The sequence below is a fragment of the Neptunomonas sp. genome, assembly GCF_016744175.1.
Taxonomy (GTDB): Bacteria; Pseudomonadota; Gammaproteobacteria; order Pseudomonadales; family Balneatricaceae; genus Neptunomonas.
In genome coordinates this window covers 1-20,483 of record NZ_JADGEV010000027.1, presented here as the reverse complement: position 1 = coordinate 20,483, position 20,483 = coordinate 1, and the positions used below count along the sequence as shown (strand labels likewise).

At 42.8% G+C, this 20,483-nt stretch carries 18 protein-coding genes and 1 tRNA gene; 9 read left to right on the top strand and 10 right to left on the bottom strand.

Features of this window, described 5'->3' with window-relative positions:
- Nucleotides 1–173: 173 nt before the first annotated feature.
- On the top strand, nucleotides 174–536 hold the full coding sequence (locus QZZ55_RS12875; protein WP_293267745.1) for a rhodanese-like domain-containing protein: 363 nt from the start codon (nucleotides 174–176) through the stop codon (nucleotides 534–536).
- A 123-nt stretch (nucleotides 537–659) separates the two neighbouring features.
- Here QZZ55_RS12875 and QZZ55_RS12870 read toward each other — a convergent pair whose 3' ends face one another.
- Genes QZZ55_RS12870 through mtnK form a run of 4 tightly spaced genes read right to left on the bottom strand, consistent with a single transcriptional unit; the run spans nucleotide 660 to nucleotide 4,998 of the window.
- Entirely contained in the window at nucleotides 660–1,031 is a 372-nt protein-coding gene (locus tag QZZ55_RS12870) for a diacylglycerol kinase (protein ID WP_293267744.1), read from the bottom strand.
- Between the two features lie 30 nt (nucleotides 1,032–1,061).
- Nucleotides 1,062–2,711: a GDYXXLXY domain-containing protein gene (locus QZZ55_RS12865; protein WP_293267743.1), complete on the bottom strand. Its 1,650-nt coding sequence runs from the start codon at nucleotides 2,709–2,711 to the stop codon at nucleotides 1,062–1,064.
- Between the two features lies 1 nt (nucleotide 2,712).
- Entirely contained in the window at nucleotides 2,713–3,762 is a 1,050-nt protein-coding gene (locus QZZ55_RS12860; protein WP_293267742.1) for a DUF2157 domain-containing protein, read from the bottom strand.
- A 42-nt stretch (nucleotides 3,763–3,804) separates the two neighbouring features.
- Entirely contained in the window at nucleotides 3,805–4,998 is a 1,194-nt protein-coding gene (gene mtnK / locus QZZ55_RS12855) for an S-methyl-5-thioribose kinase (protein WP_293267741.1), read from the bottom strand.
- Nucleotides 4,999–5,174: 176 nt separating this feature from the next.
- On the opposite strand from mtnK, the gene QZZ55_RS12850 reads away from it, so the two are divergent.
- The gene (locus tag QZZ55_RS12850; RefSeq protein ID WP_293267740.1) at nucleotides 5,175–5,948 is read left to right on the top strand and encodes a sulfite exporter TauE/SafE family protein; all 774 of its coding nucleotides are present in this window, start codon (nucleotides 5,175–5,177) and stop codon (nucleotides 5,946–5,948) included.
- Here QZZ55_RS12850 and QZZ55_RS12845 read toward each other — a convergent pair.
- Nucleotides 5,945–6,322 (bottom strand): helix-turn-helix domain-containing protein, encoded by a 378-nt coding sequence (locus QZZ55_RS12845; RefSeq protein WP_293267739.1) that lies wholly within the window; start codon nucleotides 6,320–6,322, stop codon nucleotides 5,945–5,947. The two genes, QZZ55_RS12850 and QZZ55_RS12845, sit on opposite strands and share 4 nt — an antisense overlap.
- A gap of 155 nt (nucleotides 6,323–6,477) precedes the next feature.
- Between QZZ55_RS12845 and QZZ55_RS12840 the strand changes: the two genes are divergently transcribed.
- Nucleotides 6,478–7,245, top strand: coding sequence for an SDR family oxidoreductase (locus QZZ55_RS12840; protein WP_293267738.1), 768 nt, complete (start codon nucleotides 6,478–6,480; stop codon nucleotides 7,243–7,245).
- Between the two features lie 43 nt (nucleotides 7,246–7,288).
- Nucleotides 7,289–8,017 (top strand): cupin domain-containing protein, encoded by a 729-nt coding sequence (locus tag QZZ55_RS12835; RefSeq protein WP_293267737.1) that lies wholly within the window; start codon nucleotides 7,289–7,291, stop codon nucleotides 8,015–8,017.
- A gap of 40 nt (nucleotides 8,018–8,057) precedes the next feature.
- Here QZZ55_RS12835 and QZZ55_RS12830 read toward each other — a convergent pair whose 3' ends face one another.
- The gene (locus QZZ55_RS12830) at nucleotides 8,058–9,509 is read right to left on the bottom strand and encodes a PLP-dependent aminotransferase family protein (RefSeq protein WP_293267736.1); all 1,452 of its coding nucleotides are present in this window, start codon (nucleotides 9,507–9,509) and stop codon (nucleotides 8,058–8,060) included.
- A 148-nt stretch (nucleotides 9,510–9,657) separates the two neighbouring features.
- On the opposite strand from QZZ55_RS12830, the gene ccoG reads away from it, so the two are divergent.
- The 4 genes from ccoG to QZZ55_RS12810 all read left to right on the top strand — a co-directional run bounded on the left by ccoG (nucleotide 9,658) and on the right by QZZ55_RS12810 (nucleotide 16,478).
- A complete protein-coding gene (gene ccoG, locus QZZ55_RS12825; RefSeq protein ID WP_293267735.1) occupies nucleotides 9,658–11,016 on the top strand; it encodes a cytochrome c oxidase accessory protein CcoG in 1,359 nt (452 codons plus the stop codon).
- A gap of 435 nt (nucleotides 11,017–11,451) precedes the next feature.
- Complete coding sequence (locus QZZ55_RS12820; protein WP_293267734.1) at nucleotides 11,452–13,683, top strand: NADP-dependent isocitrate dehydrogenase; 2,232 nt, start codon at nucleotides 11,452–11,454, stop codon at nucleotides 13,681–13,683.
- Between the two features lie 213 nt (nucleotides 13,684–13,896).
- Nucleotides 13,897–15,237 (top strand): D-serine ammonia-lyase, encoded by a 1,341-nt coding sequence (locus QZZ55_RS12815; RefSeq protein ID WP_293267733.1) that lies wholly within the window; start codon nucleotides 13,897–13,899, stop codon nucleotides 15,235–15,237.
- 80 nt (nucleotides 15,238–15,317) lie between these two features.
- Nucleotides 15,318–16,478 carry a GGDEF domain-containing protein gene (locus tag QZZ55_RS12810; protein WP_293267732.1) on the top strand — a complete coding sequence of 387 codons (1,161 nt, stop codon included), beginning with the start codon at nucleotides 15,318–15,320 and terminating at the stop codon, nucleotides 16,476–16,478.
- A gap of 43 nt (nucleotides 16,479–16,521) precedes the next feature.
- Here the strand turns inward: QZZ55_RS12810 and QZZ55_RS12805 are convergent, their stop codons facing one another.
- The gene (locus QZZ55_RS12805; protein WP_293267731.1) at nucleotides 16,522–16,902 is read right to left on the bottom strand and encodes a hemerythrin domain-containing protein; all 381 of its coding nucleotides are present in this window, start codon (nucleotides 16,900–16,902) and stop codon (nucleotides 16,522–16,524) included.
- A 221-nt stretch (nucleotides 16,903–17,123) separates the two neighbouring features.
- On the opposite strand from QZZ55_RS12805, the gene QZZ55_RS12800 reads away from it, so the two are divergent.
- Nucleotides 17,124–17,211, top strand: a tRNA-Ser gene (locus QZZ55_RS12800).
- Between the two features lie 213 nt (nucleotides 17,212–17,424).
- Here the strand turns inward: QZZ55_RS12800 and QZZ55_RS12795 are convergent.
- From QZZ55_RS12795 to QZZ55_RS12785, 3 genes are all read right to left on the bottom strand, one after another.
- A complete protein-coding gene (locus QZZ55_RS12795; RefSeq protein ID WP_293267730.1) occupies nucleotides 17,425–18,591 on the bottom strand; it encodes a DUF3596 domain-containing protein in 1,167 nt (388 codons plus the stop codon).
- A 198-nt stretch (nucleotides 18,592–18,789) separates the two neighbouring features.
- Complete coding sequence (locus tag QZZ55_RS12790; RefSeq protein ID WP_293267729.1) at nucleotides 18,790–19,500, bottom strand: hypothetical protein; 711 nt, start codon at nucleotides 19,498–19,500, stop codon at nucleotides 18,790–18,792.
- 155 nt (nucleotides 19,501–19,655) lie between these two features.
- The gene (locus QZZ55_RS12785) at nucleotides 19,656–20,324 is read right to left on the bottom strand and encodes a tail fiber protein (protein ID WP_293267728.1); all 669 of its coding nucleotides are present in this window, start codon (nucleotides 20,322–20,324) and stop codon (nucleotides 19,656–19,658) included.
- Nucleotides 20,325–20,483 lie beyond the last annotated feature (159 nt).

Sequence of the window (20,483 nt, the reverse complement as noted above, 5' to 3'; positions counted from 1 at the left end):
GTCAGCTATGTAGCTCTGTCATCTCAAATAGTTAAACCAACATCAATGGCTAAAAACAGAGCTTTCACACCCGAAATGACACTATTAAGTTTAAAGAAGAAGCATGATTTATCTTTGAACTGTTGTCCGCTAAATCGTAGTTAATCAATTAATAGAATATAAGAGACATATCAATGGCATATACAAAGAAATTCCAAACATTAGCCGATGATGCATGTTCACGTGTTGAAGGAGTATTACCTGAACAAGTTGATGCCTTGATAGCACTCGGAGCAATTGCATTGGATATCCGTGATAAAGAAGAACACGATGCAGGCCATATTGTAGGCTCGCTCAATATAAGCCGAGGAAAGTTGGAAATGATTATCGAAGCTAAAGTAGATAATTTAGACACTGTTATTTTGTGCTATTGCAATGCGGTTAACCGTGGAGCTTTATCAGCTAATGCATTAAGAAACATGGGGTATGACAATGCCAAGTACATTAATGGAGGCCTTTTGGGATACCGTCGCTTTCAAAAAGAGGGAATTAAGTAGTAGGTTTCGCTAAGTGCGCGTATACGCCGCTATATCGTTTGATAGCACTGGTAAAAACGTCTTGTTAACGTATTAATGATAACCGTACTGCAACGTCTCACTGATTCAATTACACAAAGCGGTCTAAAAAAGATCGCCATTATCCCAGATAATTCCTCCCCAAACGGCCGCTGTAATCAACAAGCTAAACAGAACAGTGGCCGATCCCAAATCTTTAGCACGGCCTGCCAGTTCATTAAACTCACTACCAGCCCTATCAACTACAGCTTCAATTGCCGAGTTTACTAACTCTAGAATAAGTACTAACAAACAGCTACTGACTAACAGAGCCCACTGTGTTGCGGTTTGTGCTACCCAAAACGATGCCGGAAATAACACTGCAAACCCATACACCTCATATTGAAATGCAGGCTCATGTTTAAATGCAGCTTTTATTCCTTTAATTGAATACTTAGTTGCATAATAGAATCGTGCTAAGCCTGTTACCTTTGACATTAGTTATCCCTTACTCTGTGTATCGTCAAATTAAGGCTGGTTATACCCTAAAATTTTATAGTCTTTATCGCGTAAATTATTCAATAAAAGTTCACCATTGCTGGCTACTCGAAATTCGCCGTATCGAGCCTGGCTATAATCGTTAGCTGTCCCCTCCTGGAAAAAGAAAGCATTGGTAGCAAATTTAACTTTTCCATCTCGTACGCGATACTGCATTTTAACTTGATTATCTGCCAGTATTTCACCTTGATAAAAGCCAGTAAACTGACCCACACTGTTTTCATCTAGCTTGACGAGAATAAAGCCTTCTTCACTCTCTGCAGATTTATCTCTGAATGCTTCCCTTTGCAAAGCAAAGCGCAAGCGCATGTAATCTCCTTGCATGAGCGAGCGAGGGTCAACCGGAGCAAGTGGCAGCAAGACTAGTTTGCCAGAGTCCAAGACCTGTTCTTTCTTAAAAATGGTGAGGTTTACCGCTCCCAGAACCAAACACATCATGCCCACGCTAATCCATTTAGCGCGGTTCATACCCGAACGCTTTAATAAACGCGACAGTAAGAAAATGCTTTCTTGTGTGTTTTCTTTCGTACTGTCACTGGGATTTGAGCTAATGTTTAAAAGCGCGCGCACCACTAGTTGCCCCACTAATAAGACAACACCAGTACCTACTAAGATAAATGATTTAACCAATAAAGTGGTATCGAGGCTGTAATAATACCAAGAGAGAAACGACAGCAATGCGAGTAAACCTAGAGCTTTTAAACTCGTTCTCTGGTACGCGAAGCCCACCAGCAAAATGAGTAATGCACTACTGGTACCCAAGGCAATAAACCCAGACGCTACCAGAAAAATACCTCCTAGAATCACCAACCGTCCCGACATCGATGATAACGAGAGCTGATATTGCAGAAAAATCTTTTTGAGCAGTAAGGCAAATGAAACAGCAACCAGTGCTGACGTAACCCAAGGCGCTATTGCCCACCAACCATTAGCACCTGACCTACCATAAAAAGACAACAAATCATCACTAAAAAGGATGTGTCCATTAAACTGTACCAGCGCTAACGCTAACCCGAAACCGACAGGTTCCCACAGAGAATAAAAACGTTTCCAATGGTTTTCATTTATCCAGACTAGCGTAAATAGCACACCACAGCAGGCGGCTCCTAAGCCGTATATCCCTAATTGATTAAGGCCTAAAAAGAGCGCTATCATTGCAAACCAGCAGCTTAAAATCCGATGTATGAAATGTGGCATCAACACGGTTATTGTTAACTGGAACCCAGCTAACACAAAAAACGCTATTGAGGACTTATACGATACCCAGTCAAAAATCCCCCATGCCACCATCACCTGCCCAGTTAAGCTAAACACTAATCCTAACTGACCAACAAAAATGCTTTTTTTCTGAGTACGAAACAAAACATAAGCCGCCGTACAACAGATGAGTCCTGACGCGATAAGCGCTATTTCATTATCAAAACGAAACAAAAAACCAAACACAGAACCAACAAAGCCCAACATAAAGAATGCAGCAACCCAGCCAGCAAAGCCTTGCATTAAAGCAATATACCAAGGAGTACTATCATCCCTAGAACCATCCGCAGTCGCGGGCAGCTCCCCAGAAACTAACTGCTGGTTTTTAAGCGTGGTCCATAGAGCATTTATTGAAGAGTCCATATTAAGCCTCCTCACTTGTTTGCTCTTTTTGTACATAAACGGGTTGCTTCTGTTGCCTAGCCAGCTTTTTTAACCAAATACCGCCCGCAGCAGATAAGCCGATAATAGCCATACTAATCAACAAAAATGCACCTTCATCCAAGGCATCTTCAAACATCCAACCCATAGAGAATGTGACCACCAAAATGCCACTTAACACACAGCCAGATAACAATACGAGATCCAATACTATATATCTGTACAAGTAAAAAACAGCAGCCATCCAGACTACATAAATCGGTAACCCCCAGATTGAATCGTGACCATCAAAAATGGCGATAATGGCAAGCCAGGTTACTGTCACTCCAGAAATTATTGCCGACACCTGCGCTGCTTGCCTGTTCGCTAAAGCAACGGATAAAACCAGGCTGTTAACTTTATCAACAGCACTTTTATGAAGACTGCCAAAACACGCAAGCACTTCAAAAAATACTAAAAAGGCAGTATTCACGACAAGAAATATCCACAACCACTCCTCCTCACGAAAGAGAAAACCAAACATTTCACGAAAAGTATTCAGATATAGCATCATCGATAAGTTTACTAAACCGATCCAGAGAATCCATAGTGTGCTCGATCGACCAATGGCCGCCCATGGCGTAATTAATGCTGCCCACACTGCAAATAGCTGCCAAGGATCCGCGCCCGTTTGATAAGTTTGTCCGGTTAACGCTAATAATGCCCCCGTTAACAAGGCCATGCCTAATAAAGAAACCGTAGAAGAGGTACGTTGATGCTCCAAGCGTGAATAGATAAATGCAGCAACCAGCATAATAGCTTCGAGCAAGCCAAATTTTGCAAAGCGCCCCATCACATCCCAATTAAAAGCAAAAAAGAAAGTCATACCAACCGCAATAGCAGCCCCTCCCGCCCACATCAAAAACTGGCTAATAAAACCAAACCAGTCATGTTCAGTTGGACGAGAATGGGTTACCGCTAGCGCTTCTTCAACATCGCCTTGAATAAGCCCCTGCTCTGCCCAAGATAAAATTTGTTTGCGGTTATCTGTCACTCTTCTCTTCCTTTGCCATCCTTACAAGATCAGCATGCTAGATTATATTGCTTGGACCAATGCTTTTAGGACCTGAGGTGATTTAATGTCCTGGCGCTGTTTTATCAGTGCACAGCCTAAATCCAAAGCAAATTTTTCGGACACGGCACGTGTATTTATATCTTCAATTGAATCCAAATCTGCCACATGAGCTAACCCAATGGTGCGGCGAATTATTTCAGTACCTGCATATCCCATGCTTTCATGCCACGTATGTGCGATAAATGCATCAACAAAAGATGCATCAACAAAGACAGGGTCTTTACATTTTTCGCTAACTAATCTCTTGAAGCGTAAAGAAAAAGTGTTCCATAAATCATCTATCGTCGTTAGCAGAAACTCACGATATTTCTGCCTCTCTTCTGCATCACCTTCCAGCCCTAATTGACCGGCAAAGTTGATCAGTAAATTACCCAGAATAGAGCCAATATCAAAACTCATAGGGCCATAAAAAGCGAATTCTGGATCAATCACTTTAGTGCCGTTAGCTTTTACAAATACAGACCCTGCATGCAAATCGGCATGAAGCAAAGCCTGAGCATCATTCATAAAATGATATTTGAGTTTAGCGGCCTCTGCTTTAAGTTGATCATCCTTCCACAGTGCTTGCGCGGTTTCTTGTAGTGGGGGATTAACACTATTACGTTCGTGATCACAGAACGGATCCCAGAAGAACAGCTCTTCCGATATTTTGCATAAATCAGGATTAATATAGTCGGCTACGGTGGCTTTCTTCTGATAGGTGTCTAGATAAAAATCAGACGTGTGGAACAAAGACTCAGCTAGAAACTCACCTAAATGATGCCCTAGTTCCGGTATTGGGCGGCGTGCAATCAATGCATGGCGCAAGTTTTCGTGGTCTCCAATATCTTCCATAATGAACGCAGAACGTGCTTTATCAAAATAGTAAACAACAGGCACATACTCAGCAGCCCAAGTCCCTTGTTCTTTGAGGCACTGTGCTTCAATACGAATACGATCTAGCGATAATGGCCAACCTTCACCAATAATGCGCACATACGGAAGCGCTTGCTTAACAATGACACTCTGCTGGCCATTAGTAACTCGGTATACAAAGTTAATATTACCGTCGCCAATCTCTTCAACACGTAAAGCAGATGAATCGCTAAAAAGCTCAGTATGGATAAGTACGAATTCAATTATTTCAGCATCATTTGCAAATTTTGCATTAGTCATAACAGTCAATTCTCACAGGTGCTTTTTTCAATATCTGCCCAGTTTGCCAGAAAAAAAACATCTATAAAGTTAAATATCTGAACGGGTTAATTTATGCACTATCTGTATCTATTTGAGCGAACAGTGACTGTGCTATCGTCTAGCTCTTTTTAGTGGTCACAGGTCTGTCATTAATTATGTCATTTGAATTAGTCATTCTGTTCCTTGCAGGCTTCTTTGGAGGAGTTCTCAACTCTATTGCTGGCGGCGGAAGTTTTATTACTTTTCCGGCACTCATCTTTGCGGGTATTCCGCCTATCACAGCCAACGCAACTAACACTTTTGCATCGTGTGCTGGCTATCTGAGTGGCACTTATGCATTTCGAAAAGAGATTGCTCAGCATAAAGATCAGTTGGTGCGCATTATTGTTATCAGCTTACTGGGTGGTATTTTAGGTGCATGGCTATTGTTGCAAACACCCGAAACAGTTTTTGAAGAGGCGATTCCGTGGCTGCTACTTTTTGCTACGGTTCTCTTTATCTTTGGCGGGCACATTAATGCAGGGCTAAAGAAACTGGCGTCTCGTCACCGCCATGCTTCATCAATTGGCGGGATACTGTTATCTCTTTTGCTTTTAGGGGTGGCAACATACGGTGGTTTCTTTAATGCAGGCTTAGGCATTATCAGCCTGAGCTATTTAGCATTGGCAGGTTATACCAATATCAACGCCATGAATGGCTTGAAGCTATTAGTGTCCTCGTCGGTGTCACTCATTGCCATTGTTCTCTTTATTTATAACGACGTGATTGCTTGGTATGAGGGTACTATTGTGTTATTTGGTACGTTAGCGGGCGGTTATGTCGCTGCGCATGTGTCACGCAAACTACCTCAGCAACAGGTTAGAAATTTTGTCATTATCGCGAGTATTGCTACGACACTTTACTTCTTTTTTGATGTTTATGCGGGCTAGCTTTCACTAGCTCTACCCTCTGAGACAGGCACATGCTTAGCTTCACCAATATCTTGTTGAAGCTGTTCAATATCACCCACCACTTTCAAGAACTTCCTGCCAAAGGGCGTGAACTCATATTCTACGCGAGGTGGTATTTCTGCGAATGAAGTTTTCTGCAAAATACCAAACTCAATATGCCTACGTAAGCACTCATTTAGTACTTTTGTGCTTAAGCCCTCAACGCTTCGCACCATTTCGCCCGGCCGGTTCACTCCATCCGTTAATAGCGTAAACACCGTTAATGACCATTTACAGCCAAAGATTGCTTCAACCATCCGCGTTGCTTGAACCGGTGCGGTTCGGCGCAGAATTTTTTTCTCATTAGTTTTCATAAAGATGTACTAAAAAGTACCTACCCCACTCATTTGTACTTAGTTTTCAAACAGTAAGCGTCTTCATATGATTATCTCACAACTCACTCATGTAACTAATTTTATAGTGCCTTTTATCTTCAATTGAATAAAACACTATTCAGGAGATCAACACAATGACAACGTCTAATAATGTATATAGCTTAATTATCGGTGGTTCCAGTGGTATGGGATTAGCTACAGCAGAACAACTAGCAAAGCAGGGACATTCCATAATCGTTGTTGGCCGTAATCCTGAAAAACTCGCACGTGTAAAAGCCAAACTGGAACAGTTTTCTAGCGTACTGACTTGGCAAGAAGACTTATACGAGCCTGAAGCAGTCGAGCACCTGATTACTCGCATAAACAACTTTGACGGTCATATTAAACAATTGGTCAACGCTGCGGGCTACTTTAATCCGAAACCATTTATTGATCATAGCGTTGATGACTATGAACTATATATGGGCCTCAACCGATCTATTTTCCTTGTTACTCAGGCCGTGGTTAAAAATATGCAAGTTCACAACGGTGGTGAAATTGTCAATATCGGTTCTATGTGGGCGCACCAAGCCATTAAAGCAACACCCTCTTCTGCTTACTCAATGGCAAAAGCGGGCTTACACGCTTTTACCCAACATTTAGCGATGGAACTAGCTGACTCAAACATTCGGGTAAATGCTGTTTCTCCTGCTGTTGTTAAAACGCCTATCTATGAAACCTTTATCGATCCTAGTGAGCTAGATCAAGCTCTTGCAGGATTCAATGCTTTCCATCCCATAGGCCGGATTGGTACAGTAGCGGATATTGCTAACACCATTACATTCTTGCTCTCGGATAAAGCAGATTGGGTGACAGGGGCAATTTGGAATATTGATGGTGGTGTGATGGCTGGACGCAATTAACACCCACAAACACATTTATAGAAGTATACCCGGGAGCCATAAAATGACAGCCACAACAAGCAACTTCGCACCCATAAATATGGACCGTTTGCAACGCTGTATTATTGAAACAACAAGTAATGAATGGCTCCCCTCTCCGGCCCAAGGCGTTTGGCGAAAACCCTTGGAGCGTGAAAGTGCTGAGCAAGGCCAAGTCACCAGTATTGTACGATATGAACCAGGAACGTTTTTCCCCGAGCACACGCACCCTCAAGGAGAAGAAATTTTTGTTTTAAGCGGTGTTTTTGAAGATGAAAACGGCAGCTATCCTGCGGGAACATATTTACGTAATCCCCCGGGTTCTAGTCATACGCCAGGTAGTACCGTTGGTTGTGAGTTACTCGTAAAACTCAATATGTTTGATATGAACGACCAAGAAACAATTGTATTAAATACACATGAAACTGACTGGCTTCCCGGTTTAGTTGACGGTCTAAGCGTTATGCCACTGCACGAATTTGCATCGCAAAACACTGCCGAGCATACTGCTCTCGTGCGCTGGCAAACAGGCACACACTTCAGCACCCACAGACACATGGGCGGTGAAGAGATCCTCGTTATAGAGGGGACTTTCGAAGATGAATTTGGGCAATACCCCACAGGCACTTGGATACGCTCACCCCATGACAGTAAGCACCAGCCTTTTAGTAACGATGGATGCTTAATTCTCGTTAAAGTGGGCCATCTAGCACGTTTAGTTGATGAAGCATCCCTCAGTAATAAAGTAAATTAACTCATTGCTTACTTAATGTGGCCTGCATACTTAAACAACATTAATGGGAAATCACTCCCATTAATGTTTTCAAAGCATCTTTTCGCGTAGTGGTTAACGGATGTAAAAAGCTCAACCGTAAGCAATTCCGGTAGTTATCAGTTGAAGAAAACAGCGACCCTGGTGTTATAACAACTCCTTTACTGAGCGCAACGCCATATGCCGAAAGCGTATCAACCTCTTCAGACAATTGTAACCACATTGCAACCCCACCTTCAGGCACACTAAAGCGAACGTCTGCGAGCCAATGCTTATCCAAAAATTCAACTAACTGATCTCGCTGCTGTCGTAGCTGCTCTCTCTGGCGACGCAGATACGTGTCGTAACCACCATCTTTTAAAAAACTAGCAAGCCCTTGCTGCACAAAGCGACTGCTCGCTAACAAGGTCACTAGTTTTAGTCGCTTCACTTGATGATGCCAACGACCTGCATCTATCCAGCCAATTCGTAAATCACGAGAAAGGCTCTTAGAAAAAGAACTACAAAGAATAACCCGACCGGATTTATCTTCTGCTTTTAAAGGATCTGGTCGCCCTAAAAAGCCAAGCTCCCCGTATATGTCATCTTCGATCAATGCCAGATCATACTGCTCTGCTAATACAAGGAGTTTTTTACGTGTTGCTAAGGGTAAGTTAGCACCGGTGGGGGTTGCATAAGCGGGCGTAACAACACACGCGCGAATATTCCATTGTTGTAATGCACTTTCTAGCGCATCAGCATCTAAACCTGCTACCGATGATGATGGAATTTCAACAACCTGCAAACCCAGTTGTTCAAGCAACTGCAAAACTCCGTAAAAGCCAGGAGATTCAACAGCAACAATATCACCGCGCTGACAAGAGGCCATCAAAGCTAAAAAAAGGGACTGCTGGCAACCTGCGGTAATACAATAATCTTCAGCGCTGCGCTCACATCCATATCGTCGATATCGCTGCGCTAACTGCTCTCGTAATTCACTGTCTCCTGCTGGTTCATCATAGTATTGATGTGCACTGCCAGTTTGGCTACGCAAAGCACGACCGATACTACGGTTCAACGCAGTTATTCCGGCGTTATTTGCTTCAAGGTAACGACTCTCTGTATTTTTATGTGCAGGTAAGCGCTCATTTTGTAATCCAGATAAGATATCAAACGCAGCACCTCTGGACATAATATCCATAACAACGTCGCTAACGGTTACCGGGGAAGGTGCCACGACAGCACTTGTATCAATCAACGGTGCAGCTCTGCTCGCTATACTTGGCAGCACAAAGTATCCCGATTTAGGACGTGCTTCCACCAGCCCTCGGGCTTCTAACCTCTGATAAGCATGCAACACCGTCGCTTTAGAAAGTTGTTGCTCTAGGCACATATCGCGCACAGAAGGCAGTCTCTCTCCTACCCCCCAGCGCTGCCCCGCAATACCTTCGAGCAGCCATGTTTCTAATTGTTGATACCGGTATTCTCTACTCATTTTGTTTTCAGCCTTGCTCGCGTGCATAGCCCTATTAAACACTATCAACGCAATCTGTACCGCAATAGTTTTATTTTTTTATCCCTGATCCTATTTTCACTTCTTCTATATGCTTTGACCCTCCCAAGTCTCATTAGCGAAGTTGTGAATGATGCAAAAAATTCCTGTCCAAATTATCGATGCTTCTACGTTTGCCGTTGATAGCAAAATCCACGTTCGCTTGACCGAAGGTTTTTTTCAACATCTTCGTCGTCTTATTAGTTGGCCACTCCTGTGTATCTACTTTGCTTTAGTGTGGTTACAGGTTGATGGGCAACCTTGGCTATTATTTGATTTTAGCCAACGCCGAATACTACTTTTTGGAACGTCACTCTCTTGGCATGACTTGCCATTGTTGGCAGGCATCATGATTGCGGGTACTAGCTTATTATTCTTTATGGCCGTGGGCTGGGGGCGTGTTTGGTGTGGTTTTGCCTGCCCACAAAGTATTTGGACATGGGTCTTTATCCGTATAGAGCAATGGACTGAAGGACGCGCCAATATTAGAGCCCGCCAAGAAAATCAACCTTTGAATGGCTCACTACTGCTACGCCGTATAAGCAAACACCTTTTGTGGGTTAGCTTTTCTATTTTTACAGCGGTAACTTTTACAGGCTACTTTATTCCTATTCGTGAACTCGTTTCAGACCTATTTACTTGGCAAGCAGGCGCAGGAACCCTAGGTTGGTTAACCTGCATGGCTGTTCTAACCTATCTTAATGCAGGTCTTGTAAGAGAAAAAATCTGTTTACATGCGTGTCCATACTCTCGTTTTCAGGGTGTCATGTTTGATGATCAAACCCGCACTGTTAGTTACGATAAAAACAGAGGAGAGCCTCGTAGTAGCAAGCGCTCATCTGATGGTAGCAGCGGGGACTGTGTAGACTGTGGACTCTGTGTACAAGTCTGTCCTACTGGGATTGATATTCGAAACGGCCTTCAAGCAGCCTGTATCGATTGCGGTGCTTGTATTGACGCCTGCGATACCGTTATGGAAAAAATACAACGCCCTAAAGGCTTGATTCGCTTTTGCTCTGAAGACCAACTGGAAAAGCGCAGTAGCCCACTTTGGCGCCCCCGCCTTGTCGGTTACTTACTCGTCTTACTGACAACCTGTGCTGCTGTAGTTTACGGATTTAGTGGAAAAACAGAGTTATTAGTCGAGATCCGTCGTGACCGCGGCGCACTATTTCATCAGCTTAACGAAGAAACAATTTGTAATAGATACTTGTTTAAACTAGAAAATTTCAGATCGGAACGTCAGCAGTTTCATTTAAGTATTTCGGGGCTACCAACCGCTACGCTTGAAGGTAACAAAACGATCAAACAAGAGAGTTTTGGGCAATGGCTTCCCTATAGAATTTGTGCTTTGAAACCACTTCCCCCACGTAGTGAGGTAAGTATAAATTTCCAGAATAATGGCTTCAAACTCACTAAAAACACGACCTTTATAGCTATTAATCGTTAAAAATGGAGAAGCACACGAATCGACTGCTCGTTAATGCATCCATGTAATATAGCGACTTTACTAGGCGGAGCCGGCACCCTATAACAAACAGCCGGCTACCGTCATAATGCATGTAGCGACATGAATTATTCGGTCAAATACTCTCACGTAATTCTAATTTTCTTATTTTTTAAAAAAAATGGCTTAGCCACTCAAATACAGACGATAGATTGTGAAACCTAAGTATTAGGTCGCCCCTGTTTTTGTAGATTTTTTACAAAAAAATCGTTTTATTATCCTTAAGTGCATAGTCCAACCGTATAACAGCTATTACTCTTCCGGTATAATTCCGCTCGCTAAACATAGAAGAAAGGCTTGGACCAGTGAAGTAACCAGACCAAAAGTCAGCTTACTTCAAGCCTGTTGCGATCCAGCTAAACTACTCGGGGATGAGAAATGACTACCAAGAAACAAACGATTTATTACACCCTTACTGACGAAGCTCCATCACTGGCTACCTGTTCTTTATTACCTATCGTAAGAACATTTACAGCAGCTGCAGACATCGATGTTAAAATTAGTGACATTTCATTAGCAGGCCGTATTCTTTCTGCTTTTCCCGAAAAACTTACTGACGATCAGCAAGTAGCAGATGGCCTTTCTTTTCTAGGCAAGCTGACTCAAGATCCTTCTGCAAATATTATTAAGCTTCCTAATATCAGTGCTTCAATTCCTCAGTTAAAAGCTTGTATCGCTGAATTACAGGCTCAGGGATATGATATCCCTAACTATCCTGAAGTGGCGCATAGCGATGAAGAGCAAACGACTCAAACACGCTTTGGTAAACTTCTTGGTAGTGCTGTAAACCCAGTACTGCGTGAAGGTAACTCAGATCGTCGCGCTCCTGCTGCTGTAAAAGCCTTTGTTCGTAAATTCCCACACAGAATGGGTAAATGGAGCAAAGCATCACGTACACACGCTGACTATATGAATGGCGGTGATTTCTTCTCGAGCGAGCAGTCTACTACTGTAGATAAAGAAACAGATATCCGTATTGAATTTGTATCGAAAGACGGCTCTGTAGAAATCAAAAAAGAACTGCGTCTTGAACAAAACGAAATCATAGACGGCATGTTCATGAGCTGCAAAGCACTTCGTGAATTCTTTGAAAACAGCCTAAACGATGCAAAAGAAACGGGTGTTATGTGGTCTTTACACGTTAAAGCTACCATGATGAAAGTTTCTCACCCTATCGTATTTGGACATGCAGTTACGGTTTTCTATAAAGATCTTTTTGAAAAGCACGCTGAGCTATTTGCAAGACTTGAAGTTAACCCAAACAATGGTTTAGGCAGTGTTTACGATAAAATTGCTAGCCTACCACGCTCTAAGCGCGAAGAGATCGAAGAAGATATTCAAGCTTGCTACGCAACTCGTCCTGAAATGGCGATGGTTGATTCCGTAAAAGGGATCTCTAACCTACACGTGCCTAGTGACGTTATCGTTGATGCCTCTATGCCAGCCATGATCCGTAATTCTGGTCAGATGTGGGGGCCAGATGGTAAGCAAAAAGATACTAAAGCGGTTATGCCAGAAAGCACGTACTCTCGCATCTACCAAGAAATGATCAACTTCTGTAAAACTAACGGTGCATTTGATCCAACAACAATGGGTACTGTACCTAACGTTGGTTTGATGGCTAAGAAAGCAGAAGAGTATGGTTCTCACGATAAAACGTTTGAGCTAGCTGAAGACGGTATCATGCGTATTGTTGATACTGCAGGTAACGTACTGACGCAACACGAAGTAGAAAAAGGTGATATCTGGCGCGCATGTCAGACCAAAGATGAGCCTGTACGTGACTGGGTAAAACTTGCTGTAACGCGTGCTCGCCAATCCGACACTCCTGCTCTTTTCTGGTTAGATCCTGAGCGTGCTCATGACATGGAACTGGCTAAAAAAGTACGTGTTTATCTGCAAGACCACGACACAAATGGTCTGGATATTCGCATCATGTCTTACGACGAAGCGATTCGTGTTTCTATGGAACGCCAGATCCGTAGCCAAGACACTATTTCAGTAACAGGTAACGTACTACGTGATTACCTGACTGACCTATTCCCGATTATGGAATTAGGTACATCAGCTAAAATGCTTTCTATCGTACCCATGCTTAAAGGCGGCGGTATGTACGAAACGGGTGCTGGCGGTTCAGCACCTAAACACGTGCAGCAGGTAGAAGAAGAAAATCACTTGCGTTGGGATTCACTCGGCGAATTTATGGCACTAGCAGTATCTCTAGAAGATATGGGTATCAAAAATGATAACCCACGTGCTACAACGCTATCTAAGACCCTTGACCAAGCAACAGGCAAGCTTCTAGAAAACAACAAGTCTCCTTCACGCAAAACGGGTGAGCTAGATAACCGTGGTAGCCATTTCTATCTAGGTATGTACTGGGCTCAAGCCGTTGCAGCACAAACTGAAGATAAAGAGCTGGCAACTTTGTTTGCACCGTTGGCTAAAACACTCGCTGACAATGAAGCAACTATTGTAGCTGAGCTTAGCGCTGTACAAGGCACGCCTGCTGACTTAGACGGTTACTACCATGCTCAACGCGATACAGTTAAACGCGTAATGCGCCCAAGTGCTACATTAAATAGCGCACTTGCTTCTGTTCATCAGTAAGCTGGTACTCGTTATTTCGCACTGAAGTAACAACAGACAAGCCCACAAGATCCAGTCTTGTGGGCTTTTTTATTGCTTCAAAAAACCCCTCGGACTCATTTATACTCGAACATTCACTTAGGGATACCCATAATTTATTTGCCCATTTTTCAGACACAACAACTTTTAGGCCCCCGAGTCGCAAACCACCTTCTGATTTTGTATCGAGATATCATGAACCTAACAACAGACCAGCAAGCATTACTTAATACCCTTCCTCTGATCTCTCACCTTAAAGAACAGCTTGAGCTTTTTTGGGAAAACCCTTTATTACAGAATTTTTCAGAGGTGAAAGAGCACCTTGTATTAAATGGCTCAGACATTAAAGATGCTGCCGATCGCTTAGATAGGTTTGCTGTTTATATAGCTGACGTATTCCCAGAAACAGCGAAAAGCAACGGGTTAATCGAATCTCCTTTACGAGCCATCCCAAATGCCCAACAGGCACTCTCTACACTAGCAGCACAGGAGCTACCGGGTAAGCTTTGGATGAAATGCGACAGCCACTTACCCGTATCCGGATCAATCAAAGCACGTGGCGGTATTTATGAAGTTCTTAAACATGCCGAAACACTCACAATTGAAGCAGGGCTGTTAAATACAGACGCCGATTACCGCGCGCTAAACACGCCTAAATTACGCGGCTTTTTTGCACAACACAGCATCATTGTGGGATCTACGGGCAACCTTGGATTAAGCATAGGCATTATGAGCGCAAAACTGGGTTTTCAAGTGAGCGTACATATGTCAGCAGATGCCCGCCAATGGAAAAAAGACTTATTACGTAGCAAAGGAGTCTCTGTTGTAGAGCATGCTGATGATTACAGTAAAGCAGTCGAAGAAGGGCGAGAACAAGCAAAAAAAACGCCACGCGCGCATTTTATCGATGATGAGAATTCTCAGGATCTATTTCTAGGTTACAGTGTTGCAGCGTTACGTTTACAGAGACAATTAGACGAGAACAAAATCACTGTCGATGCAGATCACCCATTATTTGTTTACCTTCCATGTGGTGTTGGGGGCGGGCCAGGCGGTGTTGCGTTTGGGTTAAAGCAAGTATTTGGCAATAATGTACATTGTTTCTTCGCAGAACCCACACAATCACCCTGCATGTTGTTAGGTATGTACACAGGCTTACATGATGATATTTGCGTGCAAGATATTGGTATTGAAAATAAAACCTGTGCCGACGGGCTCGCCGTCGGCCGCCCTTCTGCCTTTGTTGGTAAGTTCATGGAACCGCTGCTAAGCGGAATCTACACCATCAATGATGACAACATGTATCGGCTACTAAAACTGTTAAAAGATACTGAGCAGCTCTCTTTGGAACCTTCTGCATTAGCCAGCTTACCAGGTATTGTGAACCTGCTATCAAAAGGAAAAGCTTACTTAGAACAACACAATCTGAAGGATAAAATGGAGCATGCCACACACATTAGCTGGGCTACTGGCGGTAGCATGGTGCCTAAAGAAGAACAGCGTAGATATTACCAAATAGCGCAAAATCTCACATAAGGTTTAAATAGAAGTTAACAGCTCATCTAACGTGATCTTTCGTCTATACTTATTATTAGACACTAATAGAGTAAGTCATTGTGATTGTTGATTTTTTTAACAACATGGCAAAAAAGATCGCCCTTTTTTCTGATAAAGCCCCCATTTCGAAGGAGGCTAAAACACGCCTGCAGCATTATGTGATTTTTTTAGTGTTGGGCTTCCCAACCATGGTGCTGTTTGGGCTTTACAGCTTTTATAAAGGCAATACCACACTAGCACTTATCATTCTTCCTTCTGCCTTAGCTTTGCTAGCAGGCATCTTTATAATACGTTCCCTAAAAGATGGGACATGGGTCTACCGAATAAACGCCATCGTTTATATGTCACTTCTTACCTATATGATAATGATTGGCGGTGAAGATGGATCCAAAGCATTATGGTCTTTCACATGGCCATTGATTAGCTGCTTTCTATTTGGCTATATCGAAGGCAGCTTATGGTCAATATTACTACTTGTTGTCACCCTAATTGCCTATAACTCTCCTATCGCTCAGCTAGTTGAACGTTATAACTATTCTCCCGACTTTCAAATAAGATTCTTAATCATCTATGGCATGTGTGTCGTTCTTTCTAGTTGGTTTGAATACTCGCGTGCGTTTTACCGCCAAGAAAGCCATCAAAGAAACCTTCGTTTAGACCGCGAGCACATTAAGCTAAAAAAAGAAATTGAAGCACGCCAAGCACTTCAAGAACAGCTGATAACAACCGCAAAAATCGATAGCCTAACAGGCATACTCAATCGCGGAGCATTTTGGGAAAGCGCAGAATTAGAATGGGAAAAACACCAACGTTTTTCAGATACCCTCAGCTTCGCTATATTAGATATCGACCACTTTAAAAGAATAAACGATACCTTTGGCCATCCAGCAGGCGATGAAGTTATCCGCCAAGTCGTTAACAGTACCCTAAAAGGCATTCGGACTTTCGATATTATTGGACGAATTGGCGGAGAAGAATTTGCGATTATCATGCTAAAAACATCGTCAAATGATGCTAAGAAAATAGCTAAACGCATATGCAAAAAAATAGGAACTGAAAGTATTAAGTATCAAAACGAATCTATAAAATGCACCGTTAGCTGTGGGATTTACTCTACTGCCAACAACCAACACTCACTAGATAGTATTTATCAAAAAGCTGATCAGGCTCTTTACCTTGCCAAAAGAACGGGCCGTAACCAAGTCGTCGCCGAACACTAAAAACACTTACTTCCCACCCAAAGAAGGAAAGTTTAATCTTCAGCTAATCGCTTAGAGAGAACTCTTGTTCTAGCCACGGGAACAACTCACGCTCCTCAAACCTTACATGTGCTTTAAGTAACTCTGCAAAATGGAGTAATTGACCTGTCTCATCTGAGCGAATGTAAGCGCGCATCGCCTGATGGTCGTTAAGCATGTGTTTGATCAGGTCATTATCAGCGGTTACGCCAAGCTCTTTCAAAAAATAGCGCTCCTCCTCCTCAAAGTGCGGCAGGAGAGCTTCACCTAATGCCACCCTAAACTCTTGCCACTGTTGCTGCTGGTTCAACATAGGCAAGCCAGCTAGCGCTCTTAATCGTTTACTAAACACTAACGCTTGATGGTGCTCTCGGCTTAAAGGCTGAAGAACTAGAGATCGTTTCATGAAACACCTCATTTAAAATGTATTTTTAATATACCTTATGAATAGCTTTAAATCTAATACTAAAATTTACTCATTAATAGATCTCTAGCCTCCTTAACTGGAGAATATGAGTAAACCTTAATGCATAAACGAACACTTTAAAAATAACTCTCATTTGGTATCTAAAATCAGAAAACATCTTGCACTAATAGGGACTTATGGTAGAATTCGCGCCTCAGAACGGTCAGGTGTCCGAGTGGCCGAAGGAGCACGCCTGGAAAGTGTGTATACCGCAAGGTATCGAGGGTTCGAATCCCTCCCTGACCGCCATTATTATTCTTTTAGAAACAATGAGTTACAGTTTCGTTTTCTAGGTTTATGTATTTTGGGAACGCTATTGGGAACAGTTCTGGGAATGATAATGGGTTGAGATGCGTTATCTAGCGTCTATCACTCGATTTGCTTTATTTCTTCGCGCGTACAGTGCTGCTGTTTGTTTTTGGCAGGGGCATTACCGTATTAGCTGCACTCTCCGTACCGCCTTTACAGCTTAAATATTGATTCTATCGTTGCGTGCATATCTGCGCCGTCTGATTTTATCCATTTTCCGTATGTCTTCTGAATCATGTCTGTTGTGGTGTGGCCAACGTGCTGTGCTATCCAGTGCAGCGGCACGACTCCGGTTGATAGCATTTGGCTTATGAATGTATGGCGTGCCTGGCTGGGTGCGCGATATGGTACCGCCGCGTTTTTTAGGTGGGTTTGCCAGAATCGTTCTCTTATGTTCTGGTCACCATCATGGGGCTTTAATGATTGTGAGTTCAGAAACACCGGCCTTATCTTTTGTTTACGCACCGTGCGGTTGTCTCTGTCGGTTATATCAACCTCTATCGATGGCAGTTGGCCTGTTAGCCTGAATTGTGCCTGCAACGCCTCACGGGCCGGTTTTAGGAGCGTGTGTGTACGTGTGGAACGCCTCGTTTTTGTTATTTTGTACTTGCCCAGCACTTTGGCGCGCTGGTAGCGAATTATGCCCTTTTCGACACTTACAACATCCTCCCAGGCTAACGCCAGCGCTTCACTTACCCGTGGGCCGTCCCAGATCATAAATTTCATTAGGTTTAGTTCCTGGATGCGATCGGTGGGCGTGCTGAATATTTTCTGCATCTCCTGCAGAGTAAATGGCTCAGGGTCTGGTGTGTCGGGTAGTTTTATTTTGATGCCCGTTGTGGGGTTGAATGCGGTTTTATTGCGGGTGCTGTACAGATCAAACGTTTGGCGCATGATGCTGATAATATCTTTTATGGTTTTGTTGCCAAGCTTTACGCTGAGTTCATCTTGTACCCACTGCTGCACCTCGATATGGTCGATTTTATCAATGGTGAGACTGCCCCATTTAGGGCGAATGTGCGCACGGGATTTTTGCTCTTCGCCACGGTAGCTGCTGGCGGCCAGTTGGTTTTTCTTGATGGAAAGCAATAGATCCAGGTAATAACCAAAGGTGGAGTTTTTAACCCTGGGCGAGTCGGGAAAATGCCTGGCGTAGTCGAACGTTCCCGCGTCGATCTCATAATTGATGATTTGTGCCAGGCGTTTGGCATGTTCGGTGTTCTTATCGGTGGCGGCCCCTATTTTCTCTCTGCAGAGCTCGCCATCAAACCTAAAGTAAACCCGCACCGTGTTGCCGCGTATCTCGTAACCGTCTGCCATATCGTCCCCACAATAAAAAACCGACTCAGTGGCCGGTATGTTATGGTTTTTTTAATGTGTTGTTTCCAGCATAAGTCTGCATAAAATCCATATAAGTTTGTATAAAAGCATTCATCATCCAAAATCGACTTATACCGCATTCAAGCTAACGCCAAAAGCAGCTGACGGCGAAGCCGTCAGACTGCTTGCCTTGTTAGATCAGTTGCTGAATTCAATTTTTCCATTGCTCCAGATTTCTTCATATGTGCCTTGCATTGCCGTAAATGCATCGGTTATTTGAGTTAGGGTCGTAGGGCCGTTTTTTGCCCCATCCTTGAAGGATGCACCAGACTGATAGCAGCGCCCTTGATCTATAAAAATATACCGATCGTGAAACCCTTGCGCTGACCTTACCTCAATTGAATGATTATTCTGAGCTGAATATGCTTCAACCGCTGGCAGCAGTGTTTTTAACTTGGCTCCGCCGAGCAATCTAACTTTCACGCCATCTTTTATATTCGGCAAGTAGCGAGAAACAAATTCGGCGTCTAAATATGGATCAATAAATAGAACATCACTAGTGGCAGATTCAAGAATCTTCCTAATCTCATCAAAATAGTCAAATACACCACCCCTCTCGACTGCAACGCTTAGCGGCCCCGTGGTTTTCATACGAAGCTCATGAATGGCCTGATGAATAATCGTCTGAGTTCTCCGAAGGCCTTCAGCGTGTAGTTGGAGGCGAGGGCTTTGAATATTATCTATATCGATTTTTGCCATACTACCCTTAACATTGTTCCAAGCTTCGAGTGCAGCAGCAGCGCGGCCCAACCAGCTAAAATTCTCAGGTATTTGTTGAGTAATAGTTTGGTGTGAAGGCATTGTTCTCAATAAGTCTTCCAGCTCCATGAGAATTTGTTCATCGTTCATAGTGTGATTTCCATATGGGATCTAACGTGGAGCTAACAAGTTGCTGGCAGCCGTGAAGCATCCAAAATCTAATTACCTTTGATATTCACGAAAGATTTTAAGAACGGATTCGTAGCCTGACAGCAATCCTTATTGAGCATTTTGTTAGATTAATTTTATTTTGCTTTTATATAAAAATTGGCTTTCACATAAGGTGGAATATTATTATGGGGTTCAGGTTTTCGATTAATATCAATATTGGTTTTACTTGATTTGACATAAACCCAAGATGATAAGTTTCCATCTCCAATACTTCCAGCCTTCTTCTCCCAATTAACTGTACCACCTACAGTATGAATATGTTCCGGGATGTGTTTTACACCTAATGTGACAGTAGACTCACCAGCTGAATCCCCTGTAGATTCAAGGTTTGATCCCATAATGAATTTATCTACTAAATTCGGAACTTTTGCCCTGCCGTTACTTATTTGTGATTCTGGATTAATTTTTACCAGATGTGCGAATAACTCAGGATAGGCATCTTTTTTTATTTCCTGGCCATTACAAAGTAAGAAGTGATCACCTATTTTTTCAGATTGCTCTGAAGAACCATACGAAATTATTATTGTTCCGATGGCCAAATCTATACCATTTTTGCCTTTAAACCTCTTGTCTGTGCTGAATTCCTCAATTAATAAATCGACAAACACTGGGTTTTTCGCAATCTTTTGTGCAATACTTTTTAACTCGTATTTTTCATAGCTAGCATCAATTTTAATAACGATAAAAGTTACTAACGATGCTAGTAGTGCTGAAATTACACCAGCAATAATTTGATTTTTCATATGCTCCTCAATTACTGAAATCAAAATCTATAAAACCTGACCTTCTTTTCTTCATAAACCTAACGAGCCTGTAGAATAACTCGCTTACATTAAAATCAAATAATGAAAATACTCTAACTCGATTATTTTCTTCTAACAATAAAAACGTTTACGTTTTTT